General features: G+C 74.6%; 18 protein-coding genes and 1 pseudogene. 6 read left to right on the top strand and 13 right to left on the bottom strand.

Annotated features, from left to right (window positions below):
- Positions 1 to 80 precede the first annotated feature (80 nt).
- Positions 81 to 1,232, top strand: coding sequence for an aromatic acid exporter family protein (locus MJ876_RS18485; protein WP_240238764.1), 1,152 nt, complete (start codon positions 81 to 83; stop codon positions 1,230 to 1,232).
- Between the two features lie 4 nt (positions 1,233 to 1,236).
- Here the strand turns inward: MJ876_RS18485 and MJ876_RS18480 are convergent, their stop codons facing one another.
- Positions 1,237 to 2,166, bottom strand: coding sequence for an alpha/beta fold hydrolase (locus MJ876_RS18480; protein WP_240238691.1), 930 nt, complete (start codon positions 2,164 to 2,166; stop codon positions 1,237 to 1,239).
- Between the two features lie 119 nt (positions 2,167 to 2,285).
- Between MJ876_RS18480 and MJ876_RS18475 the strand changes: the two genes are divergently transcribed.
- Positions 2,286 to 4,553, top strand: a complete 2,268-nt coding sequence (locus MJ876_RS18475; protein WP_240238689.1) for a choice-of-anchor I family protein — start codon at positions 2,286 to 2,288, stop codon at positions 4,551 to 4,553.
- Between the two features lie 27 nt (positions 4,554 to 4,580).
- Here the strand turns inward: MJ876_RS18475 and MJ876_RS18470 are convergent, their stop codons facing one another.
- Positions 4,581 to 5,516: an SDR family oxidoreductase gene (locus MJ876_RS18470; RefSeq protein ID WP_240238687.1), complete on the bottom strand. Its 936-nt coding sequence runs from the start codon at positions 5,514 to 5,516 to the stop codon at positions 4,581 to 4,583.
- Positions 5,517 to 5,688: 172 nt separating this feature from the next.
- Here MJ876_RS18470 and MJ876_RS18465 point away from each other — a divergent pair, with 172 nt between their 5' ends.
- The gene (locus MJ876_RS18465) at positions 5,689 to 6,525 is read left to right on the top strand and encodes a helix-turn-helix transcriptional regulator (RefSeq protein ID WP_240238686.1); all 837 of its coding nucleotides are present in this window, start codon (positions 5,689 to 5,691) and stop codon (positions 6,523 to 6,525) included.
- Positions 6,526 to 6,539: 14 nt separating this feature from the next.
- Here MJ876_RS18465 and MJ876_RS18460 read toward each other — a convergent pair whose 3' ends face one another.
- Positions 6,540 to 6,953, bottom strand: a complete 414-nt coding sequence (locus tag MJ876_RS18460; RefSeq protein WP_240238684.1) for an MmcQ/YjbR family DNA-binding protein — start codon at positions 6,951 to 6,953, stop codon at positions 6,540 to 6,542.
- A gap of 69 nt (positions 6,954 to 7,022) precedes the next feature.
- Between MJ876_RS18460 and MJ876_RS18455 the strand changes: the two genes are divergently transcribed.
- Complete coding sequence (locus tag MJ876_RS18455; protein WP_240238682.1) at positions 7,023 to 7,661, top strand: TetR/AcrR family transcriptional regulator; 639 nt, start codon at positions 7,023 to 7,025, stop codon at positions 7,659 to 7,661.
- A gap of 15 nt (positions 7,662 to 7,676) precedes the next feature.
- Here MJ876_RS18455 and MJ876_RS21975 read toward each other — a convergent pair whose 3' ends face one another.
- The gene (locus tag MJ876_RS21975) at positions 7,677 to 8,807 is read right to left on the bottom strand and encodes an AMP-binding protein (RefSeq protein ID WP_275695297.1); all 1,131 of its coding nucleotides are present in this window, start codon (positions 8,805 to 8,807) and stop codon (positions 7,677 to 7,679) included.
- Between the two features lie 100 nt (positions 8,808 to 8,907).
- A pseudogene (locus MJ876_RS21970) lies at positions 8,908 to 9,237 on the bottom strand (AMP-binding protein); the annotation flags it as partial.
- 64 nt (positions 9,238 to 9,301) lie between these two features.
- On the opposite strand from MJ876_RS21970, the gene MJ876_RS18440 reads away from it, so the two are divergent.
- Entirely contained in the window at positions 9,302 to 10,090 is a 789-nt protein-coding gene (locus tag MJ876_RS18440) for an enoyl-CoA hydratase-related protein (protein WP_240238680.1), read from the top strand.
- A gap of 15 nt (positions 10,091 to 10,105) precedes the next feature.
- On the opposite strand, the gene MJ876_RS18435 is transcribed toward MJ876_RS18440, so the two are convergent.
- From MJ876_RS18435 to MJ876_RS18425, 3 genes are all read right to left on the bottom strand, one after another.
- Positions 10,106 to 11,083, bottom strand: a complete 978-nt coding sequence (locus tag MJ876_RS18435; RefSeq protein WP_240238678.1) for a nitronate monooxygenase family protein — start codon at positions 11,081 to 11,083, stop codon at positions 10,106 to 10,108.
- Positions 11,084 to 11,279: 196 nt separating this feature from the next.
- Positions 11,280 to 11,963: a response regulator transcription factor gene (locus MJ876_RS18430; RefSeq protein WP_240238676.1), complete on the bottom strand. Its 684-nt coding sequence runs from the start codon at positions 11,961 to 11,963 to the stop codon at positions 11,280 to 11,282.
- Positions 11,964 to 12,012: 49 nt separating this feature from the next.
- Entirely contained in the window at positions 12,013 to 12,438 is a 426-nt protein-coding gene (locus MJ876_RS18425) for a hypothetical protein (RefSeq protein WP_240238674.1), read from the bottom strand.
- A 122-nt stretch (positions 12,439 to 12,560) separates the two neighbouring features.
- Between MJ876_RS18425 and MJ876_RS18420 the strand changes: the two genes are divergently transcribed.
- Entirely contained in the window at positions 12,561 to 13,322 is a 762-nt protein-coding gene (locus MJ876_RS18420; protein ID WP_240238672.1) for a response regulator transcription factor, read from the top strand.
- Between the two features lie 69 nt (positions 13,323 to 13,391).
- Here the strand turns inward: MJ876_RS18420 and MJ876_RS18415 are convergent, their stop codons facing one another.
- From MJ876_RS18415 to MJ876_RS18395, 5 genes are all read right to left on the bottom strand, one after another.
- Entirely contained in the window at positions 13,392 to 13,766 is a 375-nt protein-coding gene (locus tag MJ876_RS18415) for a hypothetical protein (protein ID WP_240238670.1), read from the bottom strand.
- A complete protein-coding gene (locus MJ876_RS18410) occupies positions 13,763 to 14,536 on the bottom strand; it encodes a signal peptidase I (RefSeq protein ID WP_240238668.1) in 774 nt (257 codons plus the stop codon). Before MJ876_RS18410 ends, MJ876_RS18415 begins: the two co-directional genes overlap by 4 nt.
- A 271-nt stretch (positions 14,537 to 14,807) precedes the next feature.
- Positions 14,808 to 15,464 (bottom strand): TasA family protein, encoded by a 657-nt coding sequence (locus MJ876_RS18405; RefSeq protein ID WP_240238666.1) that lies wholly within the window; start codon positions 15,462 to 15,464, stop codon positions 14,808 to 14,810.
- A 212-nt stretch (positions 15,465 to 15,676) separates the two neighbouring features.
- Positions 15,677 to 18,694, bottom strand: coding sequence for a bifunctional [glutamine synthetase] adenylyltransferase/[glutamine synthetase]-adenylyl-L-tyrosine phosphorylase (locus MJ876_RS18400; RefSeq protein ID WP_240238664.1), 3,018 nt, complete (start codon positions 18,692 to 18,694; stop codon positions 15,677 to 15,679).
- On the bottom strand, positions 18,691 to 19,509 hold the full coding sequence (locus tag MJ876_RS18395) for a type 1 glutamine amidotransferase (RefSeq protein WP_240238662.1): 819 nt from the start codon (positions 19,507 to 19,509) through the stop codon (positions 18,691 to 18,693). The genes MJ876_RS18400 and MJ876_RS18395 overlap by 4 nt, the downstream gene beginning before the upstream one ends.
- Between the last annotated feature and the right edge of the window lie 7 nt (positions 19,510 to 19,516).

The raw sequence follows: 19,516 nt of genomic DNA, 5'->3' as shown, positions 1-19,516 counted from the left end.
GGCTCGACCGGGACCGGGCCGTCCTGCCCTACTGTCTGCCCGGGGGCCAGCGAGGGAGGGAGGACACGTCGGTGACCCAGATGGACGAGCGGCTCGGCCGCGCGCGTTCGTGGCGCAGCGTCCGCACGATCACGAAGGCCGAGGTCCGGACCCCGATCCTGCAGGCGCTGAAGGCGACGATCGCGGTGTCGGCGGCGTGGGCGCTCGCGGACACGTGGCTCGGACTGCAGCAGCCGTTCCTCGCGCCGTGGGCGGCGATGCTGACCGTCAGCGCGACCGTGTTCCGCTCGGTGAAGGGCGGCTCGCAGATCGTCCTGGCCTCGTTCCTCGGGATCTTGCTGTCGTTCGCGGCCGTCGAGCTGCTCGGGTACGGCGCGGCGGCGCTCGCCGTCTCCGTGCTCGTCGGACTGCTGATCAGCAACGTCAAGGGCCTGCGGACCGAGGGCGCCACGGTCGCGACGACCGCGCTGTTCGTGCTGACCGCGGGCTTCGCGCAGAACGACACGGTGCTCACCCACCGCCTGCTCGACACGCTCCTCGGCGTCGGTGTCGGGCTCGTGGTCAACATGGTGATCGTCCCGCCGCTCGACCACGGCCTGGCCAGCCGCCAGCTCGACGAGGTCACCACCCGGCTCGGCCGCCTGCTCAAGCAGATGGCCGACGACATGTCCCTGCCCGCGCGCCAGGAGCACACCGAGGCCTGGATCGAGGAGACCCGCGAGATCGACCGCGACCTCGACCGCGCCGAGGAGCTGCTGCAGTTCACCCGCGAGAGCCACCGCTGGAACGCCCGCCGCCGCCGCTCCCGCCGGGCGACCGACGTCAAGGTCAGCGAGGAGCGACTGATCCGCCTCGAGGACGCCATCGCCCGCACCCGGTCGATCGCCCGGATCATCGCCGAGGCCGTCGTCTCCGCCGCCGAGTGGGACCCCCGCTTCCGCGAGCCCTGGCTGGCCATCCTGTGCGAGACCGGCGAGCTCGCGACGCAGTGGGACCCCGACGTCGGCGACCTGCGCCGCCGGCTCGCCGTCCTCGTCGACGAGCTGGACGAGGTCGGGCTGCCCGGCCGGTCGTGGCCCGTCTACGGCGCGCTCATCCAGTCGCTGGAGGTCGTCATCAGCGTCCTCGACGAGGTGATCGGCGTGGGCGTCCTCGGCCCCGGCACCGCCCGCACCGCGGTGCGCCCCCTGCTCCGCCGCCACGGCAACGACAGCTCCGAGGGCGAGGGCTGAGACGTCAGCCGCGCAGGCGCTCCGCGACCGTGAGCGCGCCGGCGGGGCTCAGCAGGATCGTGTAGTGGTTGACGTCCTCGACGTCGTACGCCGCGAGCAGCGGGAGGCGCTCGGCGGCGGCCTCCACGGCGGCCGTCGGGTAGAGCGGCTCGGGCTCGTCCATGAGACCGCGCGGCGCACGGAGGAACGTGACCGGGACCTGGGCCTCGGCGACGGCGTCCAGCGCGGCGAGGTGGGCGGGGTGGCCGAACAGCTCGGCGCCGTCGGCGGCCATCGCCTCGACCCTCGTGCTCGGTCGCAGCTCCGGCTCGGTCCCGCGCAGGTCGTAGTCGAGGTAGTCCTCGACCGCGGGGTTCCACTCGGACGCGAACGCCGGGTGGTCGCGCCAGAAGTCCCGGTAGGCCTCGCGGGAGGCGAACGTCATCGTCAGGCGCTGCGCCGCCGGCCCCAGGGCGGCCGCGACGTCCGGCCCACCCGCGTCCCCGGCGGGCTCGGCGGGCTCGGCGGGCTCGGCGGGACGGGACGGCGCGGGCAGCGGCAGGCCGCCGTCCACGAGCAGCAGCGAGGTGACCCGGTCGGGCACGAGCGCGGCCAGGTGGACGACGACGAACCCGCCCATCGAGTGGCCGGCGAGGGTCACCGGCCCGGGCACCAGGGCGTCGAGGACGGCGGCGACGTCCGCGGCGTGCCGTGCCATCCCGTACGGCGCGGGCAGGTCGGCGCTGCGGCCACGACCGCGGAGGTCCGGGGCGACGACGCGCGTGCCGGGCAGGGCCTCGGCGACCAGCGGCCAGCACCGGTGCGAGGCGGTGATGCCGTGCACGGCGACGACGGTGGGGGCGTCCGGGTCGTCCGGGCCCCAGACGCCGACGGTCAGGTCGCCGCCGTCGACGGCGACGGTCGTGGTCCGGTACGCCGGGGCGTCGAGGCTCATGGGCGTCACTGTCGCACCACGCGCGCCGCCGGGCCCGCACCCCGACTGTTCGCCACGCCGTCACCTGCTCCTCGCCCCGGCGCACCGCGCGTGGCCCCCGCCGTCCCTACCGTGCGCGCATGCTTCCGCGCCGCCACCGCCGACGCCCCGCGTCGTACGCCGTCCCGCTCGCCCTCGCCGCCCTCGGCACGCCGCTGCTCGCCAGTCTGCCGACCGCCTCGGGCGCGGGGTCGGCCGTGCCCGACCCCGTCGTCCTCTCGGCCGACGACGCGGCGCTGTCGGTCGAGCCGCTCGGGACCTACCGCACCGGCGTCTTCGACCAGTCGGCCGCGGAGATCGTCCACTTCCACGCCGCCACGCAGCGCCTGTTCGTCGTCAACGCGCTCTCCGGCGCGCTCGACGTCCTCGACGCCTCGGACCCGGCGGACCCGACGAAGGAGACCTCGCTGCTCGCCTCCGACGTCCCCGGCCTGCCGGACGACGGGGTGACCGCGAACTCGGTGGCGGTCCGCGAGGACGGGCTGCTGGCCGTCGCGCTCGAGGCGCCCGTCAAGACCGACCCGGGCTGGATCGCGTTCGCGGACGCGGAGAGCCTCGACTGGCTCGGCTACGTGCAGGTCGGCGCCCTCCCCGACATGGTGACGATCACCGACGACGGCGAGCGCGCCGTCGTCGCCAACGAGGGTGAGCCGGCCGACGACTACTCGGTCGACCCCGAGGGCTCCGTCGCCGTCGTCGAGCTCCCCACCGGCCTCACCGCCCCGGTCCAGGACGACGTCCGCACCGCCGACTTCCACGCGTTCGAGCAGGGCGGGTCCCGGCCGCTCCCCTCCGGCGTCCGCGTGTTCGGCCCGGAGGTCGGCGAGGGCTTCCGGGTCTCCCGCAACCTCGAGCCCGAGTACGTCACCACCGACGGCCCCACCGCCTACGTCGCGCTGCAGGAGAACAACGCCGTCGCGGTGGTCGACCTCGACGGCGCCGAGGTCACCGACCTGCTCCCGCTCGAGCCGGTCGACCACTCCGCGGAGGGCCACGGTCTCGACACCTCCGACCGCGACGGCGAGGTCGCGATCGAGCCGCGCCCGGTGCAGGGCCTGCCGATGCCCGACGGCATCGAGTCCTACACCGCCGGCGGGACGACGTACCTGGTCACCGCCAACGAGGGCGACGCCCGCGAGTGGGGCGACTACGCCGAGCCCGAGCGGGCCGGGGACCTCACCGTGTGCGCCGACTCCCCCGCCGCCGGCCTGCTCGGCGACACCGAGCTGGGCCGCCTGAACGTCACCACGGCGTCCGGCTACGACGAGGCCGGCGCCTGCTACGCCGAGCTGTACTCCTTCGGCTCCCGCTCGTTCTCCGTCTGGACCACCGACGGCGAGCGGGTCTTCGACTCCGCCGACGCGTTCGAGCAGCTGACCGCCGAGGCGGTGCCCGACTTCTTCAACTCCGCCCACGACACGACCACCTTCGACACCCGCTCCGACGACAAGGGCCCGGAGCCGGAGAACCTGGACGTCGGCCGCGTCGGCGGGCGCACCTACGCCTTCGTCGGCCTGGAGCGCATCGGCGGGCTCATGGTCTTCGACGTCACGGACCCGGCGGACTCCGCGTTCGTCACCTACGTCAACAACCGCGACTTCTCCGTCTCCGTCGGCGACGCCGAGGACCCGGAGGCCGTGCTCGACCAGGCCGGCGACCTCGGCCCCGAGGGCGTCGAGTTCATCGGCGCCGCGGACTCCCCGACGGGCGCACCGCTCGTCGCGGTCGGCAACGAGGTCTCCGGCACGACGACGATCTTCGGCGTCGACCGGCTGACCCGGGGCGAGGCCGAGCTGACCGTGCGCGGCCTGCCCGACGCGGTCCGCTACGGCCGTGACCTGCGCCCGCGCGTCCGCGTGAGCGAGGCCGGGGCCGACGCCACGGACGTCAGCGGCACCGTCCGGGTGCGCCGCGCCGGCACCCTCGTCGCCACCGCCCCCGTGGTGGACGGCGTGGCCCGTCCGGAGCTCGACGGGACCCGGCTCGGCACCGGCGAGCAGCGCCTCACGTTCGTCTTCGTGCCGGACACCGACAGCGACGTCGACGGCGCCCGCGTCGTCGAGGAGCTGACGGTCCGCCCGGCCCGCACGGCCACCACCGTCGAGTGGCGTCGCACCCCGAGCCCGGACCGTGGCGGCGTCGCGGTCGTGACCGTCCGCAACACCGACACCGGCGTCGCACCCACGGGCACCGTCGCCGTGACGGTCGACGGCAGGACGCGCCGGGTGCGGCTCGAGGACGGCACCGCCCGCGTCGAGACACCGGTCGCTCCTCGAGACGCCCGCGCGCGGGCCACGTACGCCGGGTCGAGGAGGTTCGGCGCGTCGTCGGGGCTCACCCCGCGCTGAGGGCCCCACGCCGTCGGGTGCCCCGGGTCACCCGACGGTGAGCGGCACACCGACCAGCTCCTCGGACAGCTCCCACATGCGGGCGCCGTCCTCGGGGCTGCGGAGGTTGTCGAACAACGACTGCTCCGCGGGTCCGCCACCCAGGTGGCCGGGTCCGCGGGGACCGTAGAACCGTCCACCCGCCTCGGGCGCGGTCGCGGCCAGGACGGCGGGCAGCGCGGCCGACTCGACGGTGCCGGTCAGGCCCACCCGCGACAGCAGGCGGATCACCCGGACGCCGGCGGTGTCGCGGCTGCGACCCACCTCGGGCCGGGCGGCGAGCAGACTGGTGGGTGCGACCCCGGGGTGGGCGAGGTTGCTGCTGATGCCCCACCCCGCGGCACGGCTGCGGCGGTCCAGCTCGAGGGCGAAGAGGCCGACGGCGATCTTGGAGTGGCTGTAGGCCCGCATCCCGTCGTAGGAGCGCTCCCAGCCGGGGTCGTCCCAGCTCACGGTGTTGCGGTTGGCCGCGATGGACGTCTGCGAGGTCACCCTCGCCCGCCCGGCCGCCAGCAGCGGCAGCAGGTGGGCGACGAGGGCGACGTGACCGAGGTGGTTGGTGCCCCACTGCAGCTCGAAGCCGTCGGCGGTCGTCCGCCGCTCGGGCGGCGTCATGACCCCGGCGTTGTTGACCAGCAGGTGGACCGGGCGTCCCTCCTCGCGGAGCGTCGCGCCGAGCGCGGCCACCGAGTCGAGCGACGACAGGTCGAGGTCACGCAGCGAGACCCGCGCCCCGGGCACGCGGTCGGCGATCGCCGCGAGCGCGCGCTCGCCCTTCGCGCGGTTGCGGACCGGCAGGACCACCTCTGCGCCCGCCCCGGCCAGGCGGGCGGCCAGCGGCACGCCCATCCCGTCGCTGCCGCCGGTGACGACGGCGAGACGACCGGTGAGGTCGGGGAGGTCGAGGTGAGGGGTGCGAGGCATGGGTGGCTCCCTGGGGTGGGGCCGGCGGTCCGCCGGCCGGTGCCTCCACCCTGCGGCGTCCCGGCGGCGCCATCCAGGGCCGGTCGAACCAGGGATCGGCGGTCCGTGGATGCGCCGGGCGCGGGACGGTAGAACGGAGACGACCGCGACCGAGCAGACGGGGGGGGACGGCGTGGACCGGACCGGACTGGCCGACTTCCTGCGGCGGCGTCGCTCGTCGCTGCAGCCGGAGGACGTCGGCCTGCCCCGCGGGCAGCGACGACGGACGACGGGGCTGCGGCGCGAGGAGGTCGCCGTGCTGTGCCACATGTCCACCGACTACTACTCCCGGCTGGAGCAGGAGCGTGGGCCCCGGCCCTCCGAGCAGATGGTCGCGGCCATGGCGCAGGGCCTCCACCTCACCCGTGACGAGCGCGACCACCTGTTCCGGCTCGTCGGCCACGCCCCACCCACGGGGTCGGGTGCGGGCCGGCACCTCAGCCCCGGTGTGCTCCGCATCCTCGACCGCCTCGACGACACCCCCGCCGAGGTGGTGACCGAGCTCGGCGAGACGCTGCGCCAGAACCGTCTCGGGCGGGCCCTCACCGGTGACTCGACCCGCTTCGAGGGCTGGGAGCGCAGCCTGCCGTTCCGCTGGTTCACCCGCCCCGAGACGCGACGGATCTACCACCCCGACGAGCACGACCACCTCTCCCGGCTGTTCACCTCGCAGGCCCGCGCGATGGTGACCAAGCGCGGGCCGGGGTCGCGCGCCGACGCCATGGCTGCCGCCCTGCGTGAGGCCAGCGACGAGTTCGTGACGCTGTGGGAGCGCCACGAGATCGGCGTCCGGCCGAACGGGACGAAGTCCTTCCTCCACCCCGAGGTGGGCCGCCTCGACCTCACCTGCCAGACGCTGCTCGACCCGGAGGACGGGCACTCGCTGCTCGTCTACACCGCGATCCCCGGCACCCCGAGCCACGAACGGCTCCAGCTGCTCGACGTCCTCGCGTCCCCCGCGGGGGTGTGAGCCATCCGGCCGCGTCAGGGCCCGGGTCCGGTGTCCAGCTCGGCCACCAGCCGGGCGGGCGCCAGCACCCGCCAGCTCTCGGTCACCAGCTCCCCCACCTCCTCCCAGTCGGTGTCGGGCCCGAGGACGACCGAGAGCACCTCGTCGTCGTCCGCCGGCAGGTACGGCTGCCCGATCGCCGCCAGTGCGGCCCGCTCCGGCCCGACGCACCGCAGGCGGACGACCGTGACCACCGCGTCGGGCGCCGCCCCGAGCCGCGCGACGGCGTCCGCGTGGTGCAGCGCCATGACGTGGGCGAAGGTGCGCCCGCGGACCCGCCACCGCAGTCCCGTCCACGCGTCCTCCTCGTACGCCCCCGGCAGGGCCAGCGCGTACGGCGCCACCCGCACGGCGAGTGACGGGTCCGGGTCCGGTCGCCTCGCCGCCATGCGCGGACCGTACGACGACCCGCCGACACCCGTCGGGACGGCGCGGAGGCGTGCGCCTAGCGTGGGTCCATGACCTCGGCCGACCCCGACGCCGACGGCGGGATCGCCCGCCGCGACCGTCCGGACTTCGCCGAGCGCAGCCGCCGTACACAGCAGCACGTGCTCGACGCGGCCGTGGAGGTCCTCATCGAGCACGGCTACGCGGGTGCCTCGACGCTCCGGATCCAGGAGCGGGCCGGGGTCAGCCGCGGCCGGCTGCTGCACCAGTACCCCCAGCGCGACGCCCTGCTGGTGGCGGCCGTCCAGCACCTCGTCCAGGCCCGCCTGGCCGCGCAGCGCGAGCGCACCGACTGGCCGACCGACCCCGGCGAGCGGATCGACGAGGCCATCGGGGAGATGTGGCGTGGCTACCAGCAGGGCTTCTTCTGGGCCGCCACCGAGCTGTGGCTCGCCGCGCGCCACCACCGCGCCCTCGCCGACGCGCTGCGACCCCTCGAGCACGCCCTCGGCCAGGACATCCGCCGGTCCACCGACGCGATGTTCGGCCCCGACCTCGTGGCGCACCCCCACTACCCGGCGGTGCGCGAGGTCGTCACGACCAGCATGCGCGGCGTCGCCCTGACCTACTCCTTCGCCCCGCGCGACCCGGGCACCGACCCTCAGGTCGCCGCCTGGCAGCAGGTCGCCCGCCGCGAGCTGCTGGGCTGAGCCTCGACCCACACCTCAGCCGCCGGAGACGCCTCGGGCGAACCGCGCGGCGAGGTCCTTCTTCACGAGCTTGCCGGTCGCGGAGCGCGGCAGCGCGTCGGTGAAGTGCAGGGTGCGGGGGATCTTGAACCGTGCCAGGCGCCCGTCGAGGTCGGCGAGGATCCGCTGGGCGAGCTCGGGTGTCGGCCGGACGCCGTCCGCGGGCTGCACGACGGCGACCGGGACCTGCCCGAGGTCGTCGTCCGCCACGCCGACGACGGCCACGTCGAGGACGTCCGGGTGGAGGGCGAGGGCGTCCTCGATCTCCTGCGGGTAGACGTTGACGCCGCCCGAGATGATCGTGAACGCCGCCCGGTCGGTGAGGAAGAGGTAGCCGTCGGCGTCGACGTGGCCGATGTCGCCGGTCGTCGTCCACGTGGGGTGGTCGGGGTGGGTCGCGGCGGCCGTCCTGGCGTCGTCGTTGTGGTAGCTGAACGGCCGCACGTCGCGCTCGAAGTACACGACACCGGTCTCCCCCGCCGGCAGCTCGGCGCCGTCACGGCCGCAGACGCGCAGGGTGCCGAGCCTGGCCCGCCCGACGGTCCCCGGGCGCTCCAGCCACTCGGTCGGCGTCACCATCGTGATGCCGTTGGCCTCCGTCGAGGAGTAGTACTCGTGGAGCACCGGGCCCCACCACTCCATCATCCGCTGCTTCACCTCGACCGGGCACGGCGCCGCCGCGTGCACCGCGACCCACACGCTCGAGACGTCGTACGCCGACCGCACCGCGTCGGGCAGCTTCAGCATGCGCACGAACATCGTCGGCACCCACTGGCTGTGCGTGACCCGGTGGGTCTCGATCGCGGCCAGCGCGGCCTCGGGCTCGAACCGGTCGGACATGACGAGGGTGCCGCCGACGGCGTGGACGACGCCGCCGAACCGCAGCGGCGCCGCGTGGTACGTCGGGGCCGCGCTGTAGTAGACGGTGTCGGTGTCGAAGCCGTACGCCGGCGCGAAGACCATCGTGAACAGGTCGAGGCGCTCGTCGATCTCGTGGCCGGGCAGCGGTGCCTTGACGCCCTTCGGCCGGCCCGTGGTGCCCGACGAGTAGAGCATGTCGACGCCGCGCGGCTGCGAGCCCAGCGGGGCGTCGGAGGTCGACGCCATGACCTCCTCGTACGACGTCCAGCCGTCGGGGCGCGCCCCCGGGCCCCGGGTCGAGCAGCACCCGGACGCCGACGTGCTCCAGCCCGCCGAGCGCCTCCTGGGCCAGGTCGAGGCAGGAGCGGGAGACCAGCAGCGCCCGCGCGTCGCAGTCGTCCAGGATGTAGGCGACGTCCCCCGCCGTCAGGTGGTGGTTGACGCCGGTGACCACGAACCCGGACCGCAGCCCGGCCCAGTAGACCTCGAAGACCTCCGGCAGGTTGCCGGACAGGAAGGCGACGTCGTCCCCCTCGCCGAGACCCTGCTCGCGCAGGTACCGCGCCAGCCGGGTCGAGCGTGACTCCAGGTCGGCGTAGGTGCGGACGACCCCGCTGTCGGTGTGCACGATCGCGGCCTTGTCGGGGTGGGTGGCGGCGTGCGTACCGGGATGCATGACGACCTCCGGGGGCGGGAGTGACGCACGCTACAACGGTCAGCGGTGACCGTATAGTGCCCGGATGAGCGACTCCGACCTGCTCGTCGAGGACCACGACGGCGTCCTGGCGCTGACCCTGAACCGGCCCCACGCCCTCAACGCGGTCACCACCGACCTCGTCCTGCGCGTCGTCGACCTCGTCGAGGCCGCCGGCGAGCGCGACGACGTCCGTGTCGTCACGCTGACCGGCGCCGGTCGGGCGTTCTGCGCCGGGGCGGACCTGGGTGCGGCGGGTCTCGGGGTCGCGGACGACGGGGCCCTGCCCGACGCCTCCACCCTCGACAGCGTCAACCGGCTCGCCCTCGCGTTCCGCGAGGTGCCGCAGCTCGTCGTCGCGCTCGTCAACGGCCCGGCCGCGGGGGTCGGCGCCTCGTTCGCGATGGGCGCCGACCTGGTGGTGGCGAGCGACGCGGCGTACCTCAAGGGCGGCTTCGACGCCATCGGCCTCATGCCGGACGGCGGGGCGACGGCGTACCTCGTCGCCGCGCTCGGGCGCCCCCGCGCCCTGGCGTACGCCGTCCTCGGCGACCGCGTCGAGGCCGACGAGGCCCTGCGCCTCGGGCTGTTCGCGCGGGTCTGGCCCGCGGCGACGTTCGCCGAGGAGTCGGCGGCGCTGGTGGCCCGGCTGGCCGCGGGCCCGCGGCACGCGTACGCCGCCGCGAAGCGAGCCGTCGACGCCCGCGGGCTGCCCGCGTTCACCGACGCGCTCGAGACCGAGCGCCGCGAGCAGCGGCGGCTGCTGGGCTCCGCGGACTTCGCCGAGGGGGCCGCGGCGTTCCGCGAGCGCCGCCGGGCGCGCTTCGGCGACTAGCCGCCGCCCCGGGGGTCAGGCCGTCAGCGAGGTCAGCCGCGAGCGCGCCTCGTCGTACTCGCGCTCGAGGCGGGCGACGAGCTCCGCGGTGGTGACCACGGCGTCCACGGCGCCGATGCCCTGACCGGAGCCCCAGACGTCGCGCCACGCCTTCGCCGAGTTCGCCGACCCGTCGGCGGAGCCGAAGTCCATCGCCGAGGGGTCCGAGGTCGGGAGGTCGTCGGGGTCCAGGCCGGCCGCCTCGATGCTGCCGCGCAGGTAGTTGCCGTGGACGCCGGTGAACAGGTCGGAGTAGACGATGTCGCCGGCCCCGGACTCGACGATCATCTGCTTGTAGCTCTCCTCGGTGTTCGCCTCCGTCGTGGCCAGGAAGGCGGAGCCGACGTAGGCCAGGTCCGCGCCGGCGGCGAGCGCGGCGAGGACGGACCGCCCGTGCGCGATGGCCCCGGAGAGCAGCAGCGGGCCGTCGAACCACTGCCGGATCTCGCCGAGCAGCGCGAACGGCGACTGCGCGCCGGCGTGGCCGCCGGCCCCGGCCGCGACGGCGATCAGCCCGTCGGCGCCCTTCTCGATCGCCTTGCGCGCGAAACGGTCGTGGATGACGTCGTGGAGCACGATCCCGCCGTAGGAGTGGACGGCGTCGTTGATCTCCGTGCGGGCGCCCAGCGAGGTGATGACGATCGGCACCCGGTGCTCGACGATCGTGGCCATGTCCTCCTCGAGGCGGCCGTTCGAGCGGTGCACGATCTGGTTGACCGCGAAGGGGGCGACGATCGCGTCGGGGTTCGCCGCGGCGTACGCCGCGTTGCCCTCCTCGATCTCGGTCAACCACTCGTCGAGCACCTCGGCCGGGCGTGCGTTGAGCGCCGGGAACGCACCGATCACGCCGGCCTGGCACTCGGCCTGGACCAGCGCCGGACCCGAGGCGATGAACATGGGTGACGCGACGACCGGCAGGCGCAGCGGGCGGGCCAGGACCTCGGGGAGCGACATGCGGCGAGCGTACAGTCAGTCTTGACCGCGCCAGGGGCCAGGGAGACCCGGATCACCCCTGCGGGTGTGGTCGGGCCCCCTCCGGCCGGGCTGGGATGCAGGCAGGGGGGCCGGTCCGGCGCCCACCGGGCGGCCGTGAGCTCCACTCACGCAGCCGGAGGCCGCGCCCTCGGGGGCCGGGCGCCGGACCGGCACTTCATCCGTCGCCGTGGTGCACCCGGCGCACCCGGTCCGGCAGGAAGCCGTGCTCCACGCCCCACAGGATGGCCTGCGCCCGCGTGGTCACGCCGATCTTGCGGTAGAGCGACCGGACGTAGCTCTTGACCGTGTTCGCACCGAGGACGGCACGCTCGGCGACCTCGACGTTGCTGAGCCCCATGCAGATCAGGGCCAGCACCTCGGACTCCCGTGGGCTCAGGCCGTGGTCGTGACCGGGCCAGCGACCGGGGGCGGCGCCGTCGTCGCCCGCTGCGGCGTCGCCGCGGACGCCGGGCTCACCCAGGACCACCAGCTCCTCCCCCGCGTGGATCCGCTCGAGGCTCTCGACCAGGGTCTCGGCGCTGGCCGCCTTCGACACCACCCCGCTGGCGCCGGCGGCCAGCGCCCGCTCGGCGACGTCCGGGTCGACGTTCCAGCTGTAGACGACCAGCCGGGCGTCGCTGCCGGCGAGGGCGCGGTCGAGGTCGATCGACGCCTCGCCGGGCAGGGCGTACGTGTCGTAGAGGACGACGTCCACCTCGACGTCCGGGTCGTGCGCGACCTCGACGGCCTGCTCGACGAGCCGGATCCGGCCGGCGAAGGGGGCGAGCAGGCCGGCGGTCCCGGCGACGACGAGCGCGTGGTCGTTGACCAGGGCCACGCGGAGGGGTACGCCGGACATGGCGACACCCTAGGGACCCGGTGACCGGGGGCCCGTGGCGGAGTGCGGCTCAGCAGGTGAAGGTGCGGGTGAAGGTCGGACCCGTCCAGCTCGCGAGCCGCGGCTGGATGGTGACCCGGAAGGTGCCGCTGCCGAGGAACTGGTTCGGAGCCGTGAGCGTCACGGTCCGCGAGGAGGTCGTCTCGGTGTCGGCCACGCTGCTGCCGGTGCCGCGGTAGAGCGTGTAGGCGAAGGTCGCCCCGGCGTAGTCGTTGCCGGCGAAGCCGTTGACGGAGACGGTGATGCCCCGCGACAGGACGCCGCCGCCGCAGGAGCCGGTGACGGCGACGTTGGCGGGCTCCGTTAGGGACGCGGTGGAGACGGCCAGGGCGGGCGACTCCGGGTCGGAGAAGGTCGCGGACGCGACCTGCGGGGCGACGATGAACGCCAGCGCGGTGAGGACGACGACGACGGCGCGTCGTACGTGGTCGACCATGTGTCCTCCCGTCAGCGTCTGGACGCCGGCCCCCCGACCGGTGTCACCAGTGTGTCGGGAAGGTCGCAAGCGCGTGGTGGTTCGCGCTCAAGGTAAGTGCAAGGTCTGGCATCCTTGCCCTCATGAGCACCCCCGCCACGACCGAGCGTCGCGCCCTGGTCGTCGAGGACGACGAGGACATCAGCGAGCTCATCGGGTTCACCCTGGCCAAGCAGGGCTTTGAGGTCCGCACCGTGCACGACGGGCCGTCCGCGGTCACCGCGGTGCCGGAGTTCGACCCGGACCTCATCACCCTCGACCTGGGCCTGCCCGGTCTGGACGGCCTCGAGGTCTGCCGTCGCGTGCGATCCGAGACCGACGCGTACGTCGTCATGATCACCGCCCGCGGTGACGAGGTCGACCGCCTCATCGGCCTGGAGACCGGTGCCGACGACTTCCTCGCCAAGCCGTTCAGCTCCCGCGAGCTGGCCGCGCGCGTGAACGCGATGTTCCGCCGCCCCCGCCGCGGTCCGCAGGCCGAGGCCACGCCCAGCCCCGAGATCGCCGCACCGGCGATGCCGGGCGAGGACCACGAGGTGCTGCGCCACGGCATGCTCACCGTCGACGTCGACGGTCGCCAGGTGCACCGCAACGGCGAGGAGCTCGAGCTCACCCGCACCGAGTTCGACCTGCTCACCGAGCTGATGCGCACGCCCGCCCGGGTGTGGAGCCGCGAGGCGCTGCTGCGGTCGGTCTGGGGCAACGAGTGGGCGTCCGACACCCACCTCGTCGAGGTCCACGTCGGCAACCTGCGCCGCAAGCTCAGCCAGGGCGCCGGCGACCAGCGGTTCATCCGCACCGTCCGCGGCGTGGGCTACCGCATGGAGGCCGCGGTCACGGCCTGAGCGCCCGGGGCAAGGCCCTCACGGTCCTCGCTGTCCTCGCTGTCGGCCCCCTCGGCCCTCGTCGGCTCGTCAGACGCGGAGGTACGCCGCGAGCGCCCGGTCGGCCCGCGCGGCAGCGTCGCGCAGCCCGTCGGCCCGGCGGCGGGCCGAGCCGAGGTCCATCGTGCGGACGTCGGCCTCCATGTCCGTGGCGAGCCGCATGAGCTCTCGGGTCCCGGCGGTCGTCGAGGACACCTTGAGGCTGAGCAGCGCATCCATGGCGCGGTCCAGGTCGGCGTCCTCGAGGGCGCTCTCGATCCGGCTGACCCGCCGCTCGAGGAGCTGCTGGTAGCGCCGCGCGAACGCGAGGGCGAAGGACTCGTCCTCCATGTCCGACGCGAGCTTGTCCAGCGCGGCCCGGTCGAGGGCCTGCCCGTCGGCGAGCCTCGACGCGTCGTCGCTCATCGGTTCCCCCCCGTCCCGGCGACCTGTCCGGCGACCTGTGCAGTGCCGATCGTAGAGCCCTCGACGCCGTCGCGGTCGACGTCCTCCCCCTCGTCGTCGCCGTCGCCGGGCTCCCCGCGCCAGATCATGCTCATCATGAGCAGCACGAGCGAGGCGAGCGCGCCCCAGAAGACGTACTTCTGGACTAGCGGCGAGCGCATCACCTGGACGACCTCGCCCAGGTGCGGGACGACGGCGACCTGCTGCCAGACGGTGTCGCCCGCGAGGTGCGCGGTCCAGGGGTCCTTGTTGGGGTTGGCGTCGCCCTTGGTGACGACCACCGGGGCGCCGTCCTCCGCGTAGGAGACCTCGACGACCCGGTGCGTCTCGACGCGGTGGTCCTCGACGGGGATGTGGTAGCTGATGACGTCGCCGACGGCGACCTCGGAGGCCGGCCGCGGCACGGAGACGATGACGTCGCCGGGCGAGATGCCGGGCTCCATGGAGCCGGTCAGCATGGTGGCGGTGCGGTAGCCGAGCACGTGGGGCCCGATGGCGAGGAAGGCGAAGGTGGCGATGCCGAAGGCCATCGCCGTCCAGAGCACGACGGTGCCCAGCCGGCGCAGACCGCGGAGGCCGGCGGCCGAGGAGGAGCTGCGGGAGCCGGCGGCCGCGGCGCGCGGCGTCCGGACGGCGCGGCCCGCCTGGTCGGCGTGCTCCGTGCGGTCCGCGCGGTGGCCGCGGTGGCGCGGTGCGGTGTCGGCGCGCTGCCCGAGCGAGGCGATCGACATGGTGGCTCCCGGTGCGTGGTGGTCCGTGCTGCTGGTGATGGGTCAACTCTGGCGGTCCGGGCTCAAGCGAGGAGCCCGTGGACGACCAGGGAACCCGAGAGGTTTGCTCAAGCCCGGAGGGCTTTGCTCAAGAAACGCTCAATGCCGCCCGCACCGGTGGAGGTGCGTGCGGCATCGAGTGGTGTAGGCCGGGCGGACGCTGCTCCCCCCCAGGTGTCAGCGCCCGCCCGGCAGTCCGGGTGCGTTCAGGTGGTGCGGTCAGGTGGTGAGGTCAGCGGTAGTCGGCGGTGCGCTGGGTGGCGTCGAAGGTGAAGGTCACCGTGTTGGACAGGCCCTGGAAGGTGTTGTCCGCAGCCGTGGGCAGCACCAGCTCGGCGCGCAGGTTCGCGACCTTGCCCGAGCCGTTCAGCGCCGTGGTGGCCGCACCCAGGTCGAGGTTCTGACCGATCACCGCACGCTGCGCGACCAGGTTGGTCGTGGTGCCCGAGCAGGTCAGCTCGTTGCTGTTCGCCGCCTTGGTCCACGCCACCGAGCACTGGTCGACCTTCAGCTTCAGACCGTTCGTCGCGTCGGAGGTCAGCAGGTTGCTGCTCGCCGCGGTCGTGGTCAGCTTCACCGACCCGAACGTCTCGGAGTCGTTGGCCCGCGTCAGCTGCACCGCACGCTGCACCGTGTCGCCCGGCACCAGGTTCGACGCCGCGACGTCGAAGCCCCGCGTGGCCTGACCCGCCGAGCTCAGCGTCACCTTGCCCGAGGAGACCGCCTGGTCCGCCGCGGTCGAGGACGTGAACGAACCGAACGTCCCCAGACCCGCCACACCAGCCGCGCCGGCCACCAGCACCACCGAGGCGAGAACCTTCGCCGAGGTCGAACGACGGCTGGACTTCGAGACGGACTTGACGGCCTTGCGAGTGCCCTTGGTGCTCATGTCTGCTCCTGAGTGATCGGCCTCGGCCCCCCGGCCCAGGTCACTGGCTTGATGAGGACAACTCTGAACGCCCAGCCTCAAGCCAGGAGCCGACCAACCAGCACGGAACACCCGTGGTTCACGCAAGCACACTCAGCACATCCGCAAGCCCCCACACGACATCCTCAAGACACCCGCAAACCCCAGCGAAACCCCGCACGAGGGGTTCCGTCTCAGCCCCAGAAGACGCGTTCGACGACCTCGGAGGCCCGGCGCGTGGTGCGCAGGTGGTCGTTGAGCAGCTCGTCGGTGTGGCCCGGCGCGTACCCCATCAGCGCGGCCACGCCGGCCGCCTCGCGCGGGTCCGACGGGATCTGGTCGGCGGCCCTGCCCCTCACGAGCGTGACGGCGTTGCGCAGCCTGCTCACCAGGCGCCAGGAGTCGGCCAGGAGGCCGGCGTCCCCCTCGTCGATGAGGTCGGCCCGGACCGCCGCCTCCAGCGCGGGCAGGGTGCGCGGGGTCCGGAGGGACTCGATCCTCCCGGCGTGCTGCATCTGCAGGAGCTGGACGGTCCACTCGACGTCGGCGAGGCCACCACGGCCGAGCTTGAGGTGGGTACGACGGTCCGCGCCGCGGGGCAACCGCTCGTCGTCCACGCGCGCCTTGATGCGGCGCACCTCGGTGACGCCGTGGGCGTCGAGCCCGCCCTCGGGGAAGCGGAGCGGGTCGATCATGTCGTGGAAGCGGCGGCGCAGGTCCTCGTCGCCCACGACCGCGTCGGCGCGGAGCAGCGCCTGGAACTCCCACACGTGCGACCAGCGCGCGTAGTAGGCGCCGTACGACGCGAGCGTGCGCACCATCGGGCCCTGACGGCCCTCGGGGCGCAGGTCGGCGTCCACCTCGAGCGGCGGGTCGGAGGCGGGCAGCGACAGCAGCCGCCGCAGCTCGCCGACCACGGCCCGCGAGTACGACGTCACGAGCTGCGGGTCGTCCTCGCCGGCGGTGCCGGGGGCGGCCTCGGCGACGAACATGACGTCGGCGTCGGAGGCGTACGACAGCTCGAAGCCGCCGTAGCGGCCCATGGCGACGACCGCCATCCGGGCGGGACGCTCGTCGAGGCCGCGTTGCTCGGCCACGGTGCGCAGGGCGATCTCGAGGGTGGCCTCGAGGGTGGCGTCCGTCAGACGGGACAGTGCCTCGGCGACCTCGGTGACGTCGACGGTCCCCGCGAGGTCGCCGGCGGCCGTGCGGAACAGCTCGCGTCGCCGGACGCCGCGCACGGCACGGACGGCCTCCTCCGCGTTGGCCCGGCGGCGGGCGACGCCGAGCATCTCCGCCGTCAGCGCCTCCGACTCCACCGGTCGCAGGGCGTCGCCCAGCATCCGCACGCCCTCGGGCTCGCGCTGGAGCAGGTCGGTGGCGTAGCGGGAGGTCGCCAGCAGCGACGCGAGCCGCTGCGCGACCTGGCCCTCGTCACGCAGCAGCCGGAGGTACCAGGGCGTGTCGCCCAGGCTCTCGCTGATGCGCCGGAAGCCGAACAGGCCGGCGTCGGGGTCCGGGGCGTCCGCGAACCACTCGAGCATGACCGGCAGGAGCGTGCGCTGGATCGCGGAGGCGCGGGAGACCCCGGCCGTCAGGGCCTCGAGGTGGCGCAGGGCAGCCGCCGGGTCGTCGTACCCGAGCGCGGCGAGACGCGTCCGTGCGGCGTCCGGCGACAGGCGGGTGTCCTCGCCGGGGATCCGGGCCACCGCACCGAGCAGCGGACGGTAGAAGAGCTTCTCGTGGAGGCGGCGGACCTCACGGCGGTGGTGGCGCCACCACCGGTCGAGCTCACCGGCCGGGTCCTTCAGCGCCCCGGTCGACCGCCCGAGCCGGCGCAGCGCGTCCTCGTCGTCGGGGACGACGGCGATGCGGCGCAGCTGCTCGAGCTGCATCCGGTGCTCGAGGGTGCGCAGGAACGCGTACGCGTCGTGCAGCGCCTGGCCGTCCTCGCGGCCGACGTACCCGCCCCGCGTGAGCGCCGCGAGCGCGCTCAGCGTCGTGGGCTCGCGGATCTCGGGGTCACCGCGGCCGTGCACCAGCTGGAGCAGCTGCACGGCGAACTCGACGTCGCGCAGGCCGCCGGAGCCCAGCTTGAGCTGGCGCTCGGCCTCGTCGGAGGGGATGTGCTCGACGACGCGGCGCCGCATCCGCTGGACGTCGGCGACGAAGTTCTCCCGCTCGGCCGCGTGCCACACCATCGGCGACAGCGCCTCGACGTACGCCGCGCCGAGGGTGAGGTCACCCGCCACCGGCCGCGCCTTCAGCAGGGCCTGGAACTCCCAGGTGGCCGCCCACCGCTCGTAGTAGCCCACGTGGCCGGCGAGGGTGCGGACCAGCGGGCCCGCCTTGCCCTCGGGTCGGAGGTTGGCGTCGACCGGCCAGATGGTGCCCTCGCCCGTGTGCTCGCCGCAGACCTTCATCAGCTCGGTCGCCAGCCGGGTGGCGACCCGGCGGGCCTCGTTCTCGTCCTCGCCGTCGGCGGCCTCGAAGACGAAGACCACGTCGACGTCGGAGACGTAGTTCAGCTCGTGGCCGCCGCACTTGCCGAAGGCGAGGACGGCGAGCCGCGCGCAGGCGTGGCGCTCCCCCACCACGCGGCGGGCGACGGCGAGCGCGGCCTCGAGGGTCCCGGCCGCGAGGTCCGAGAGCTCGGCGGCGACGTCGTCGACGCCCAGGTGGTGGGCGAGGTCGCGGGAGGCGAGGCGCAGCAGCAGGCGCCGGTACTCCACCCGGAGCGCGTCCATCGCCTCGTCGGCGTCGAGGCCGGCGACCGGCACGGGCCCCTCCGGCCCGCTCCAGGGGTGCGCCTCGGCGCCGACCGCGGCGAGGAGCGACGCGCGGAGGGCGTACGCCGCGGGTCGGGTCGACCCGAGCAGGGGGTCGCGCAGCTCCTGCCACTGCTCCGGGTGACGACACAGGTGACGGCCGAGGGCCTCGCTGGCGCCGAGGACGCTGAGCAGGCGCATCGCCGTGCCCTCGTCGTCCGCGAGGGTCGCCCACAGCTCGGAGGCGTCGTCCAGCTGCTCGGCGACGTCGACCAGCGTCGACAGCGCACGGTCGGGGTCGGCGGTCGCCCCGAGCGGCGCGACGAGGGCGTCGGAGGAGTAGTCGCCGGCGACCTCCCGGATCGCGGCGAGCGACGACTCGGCACGCTCGGTGTCGACGAACCCCGCACGCAGCAGGGCCCCGCGCAGCGTGCCGCGGTTCATCGGCGGCCCGCCCCCAGGGCGGAGCGATCGGCCGGGCGATCGGCGGACCGACGTCGGCAGAGCCCGGCGAACGAGCGCGCCAACGGTTCCCAGGCGGTGGCGAGCTCCGGGCCGGCGTCCTCGATCCGTGCCAGCAGCCCGGCCTGGTCGCGGCCCTGCTCCGCGTGGCGCACGGCGTCCCCGGCGGCCCAGGGGTCGACGACACGGCGGTCGGCCTCGGGGTGCAGCTGGACGCCCCACGCCGTCGCCGCGAAGCGCGCCACCTGAAGCGACCCGTCGGCCGTGCGGGCCAGCGCGACGGTCCCGGCAGGCTCCTCGACCACGACGTCGTCGTTCCAGTGGACGCCGCGCTGCGAGGCCGAGCCGGGGGCCACGAGCGGGGCGACCAGCGGGTCCGACGCCGCGTCCTCGGTCCACCCGATCGTCGTCAGGCCGACCGTCTGGCCCGCGGGGTTCCGCGCGACCCGTCCGCCGAGCGCGACGGCGACGAGCTGGTGGCCGAGGCAGATCCCCAGCGTCGGTGTCCCGTCGTCCGCGGCCGAGCGCAGCAGCGCCTTGACGGGGCCGAGCCAGGGCACCGTGTCGTCGTCGTGGGCGCCCATGGAGCCGCCCAGGACCACGAGGCCGTCGGCGTCGACCCGCGCCGGGACCTTCTCGCCCCGCCACGGCTGGAGGACCTCGACGTCGCAGCCGGCGGCCTCCAGCCAGGTGCCGAACCAGGCGGGCGCGCAGTCGCCCTGGTGCTGCACCACCCGGACGAGGGGCCGGCCGGCCGGCTCGTCGGTGGGGTCGGGAGGCCCGGTGCGCTCGCTCACCCTGGGA

Origin of the sequence: Nocardioides sp. CFH 31398, assembly GCF_022436705.1 — a bacterium.
Lineage (GTDB): Bacteria > Actinomycetota > Actinomycetes > Propionibacteriales > Nocardioidaceae > Nocardioides.
This window is presented reverse-complemented; position numbering and strand designations above follow the sequence as displayed.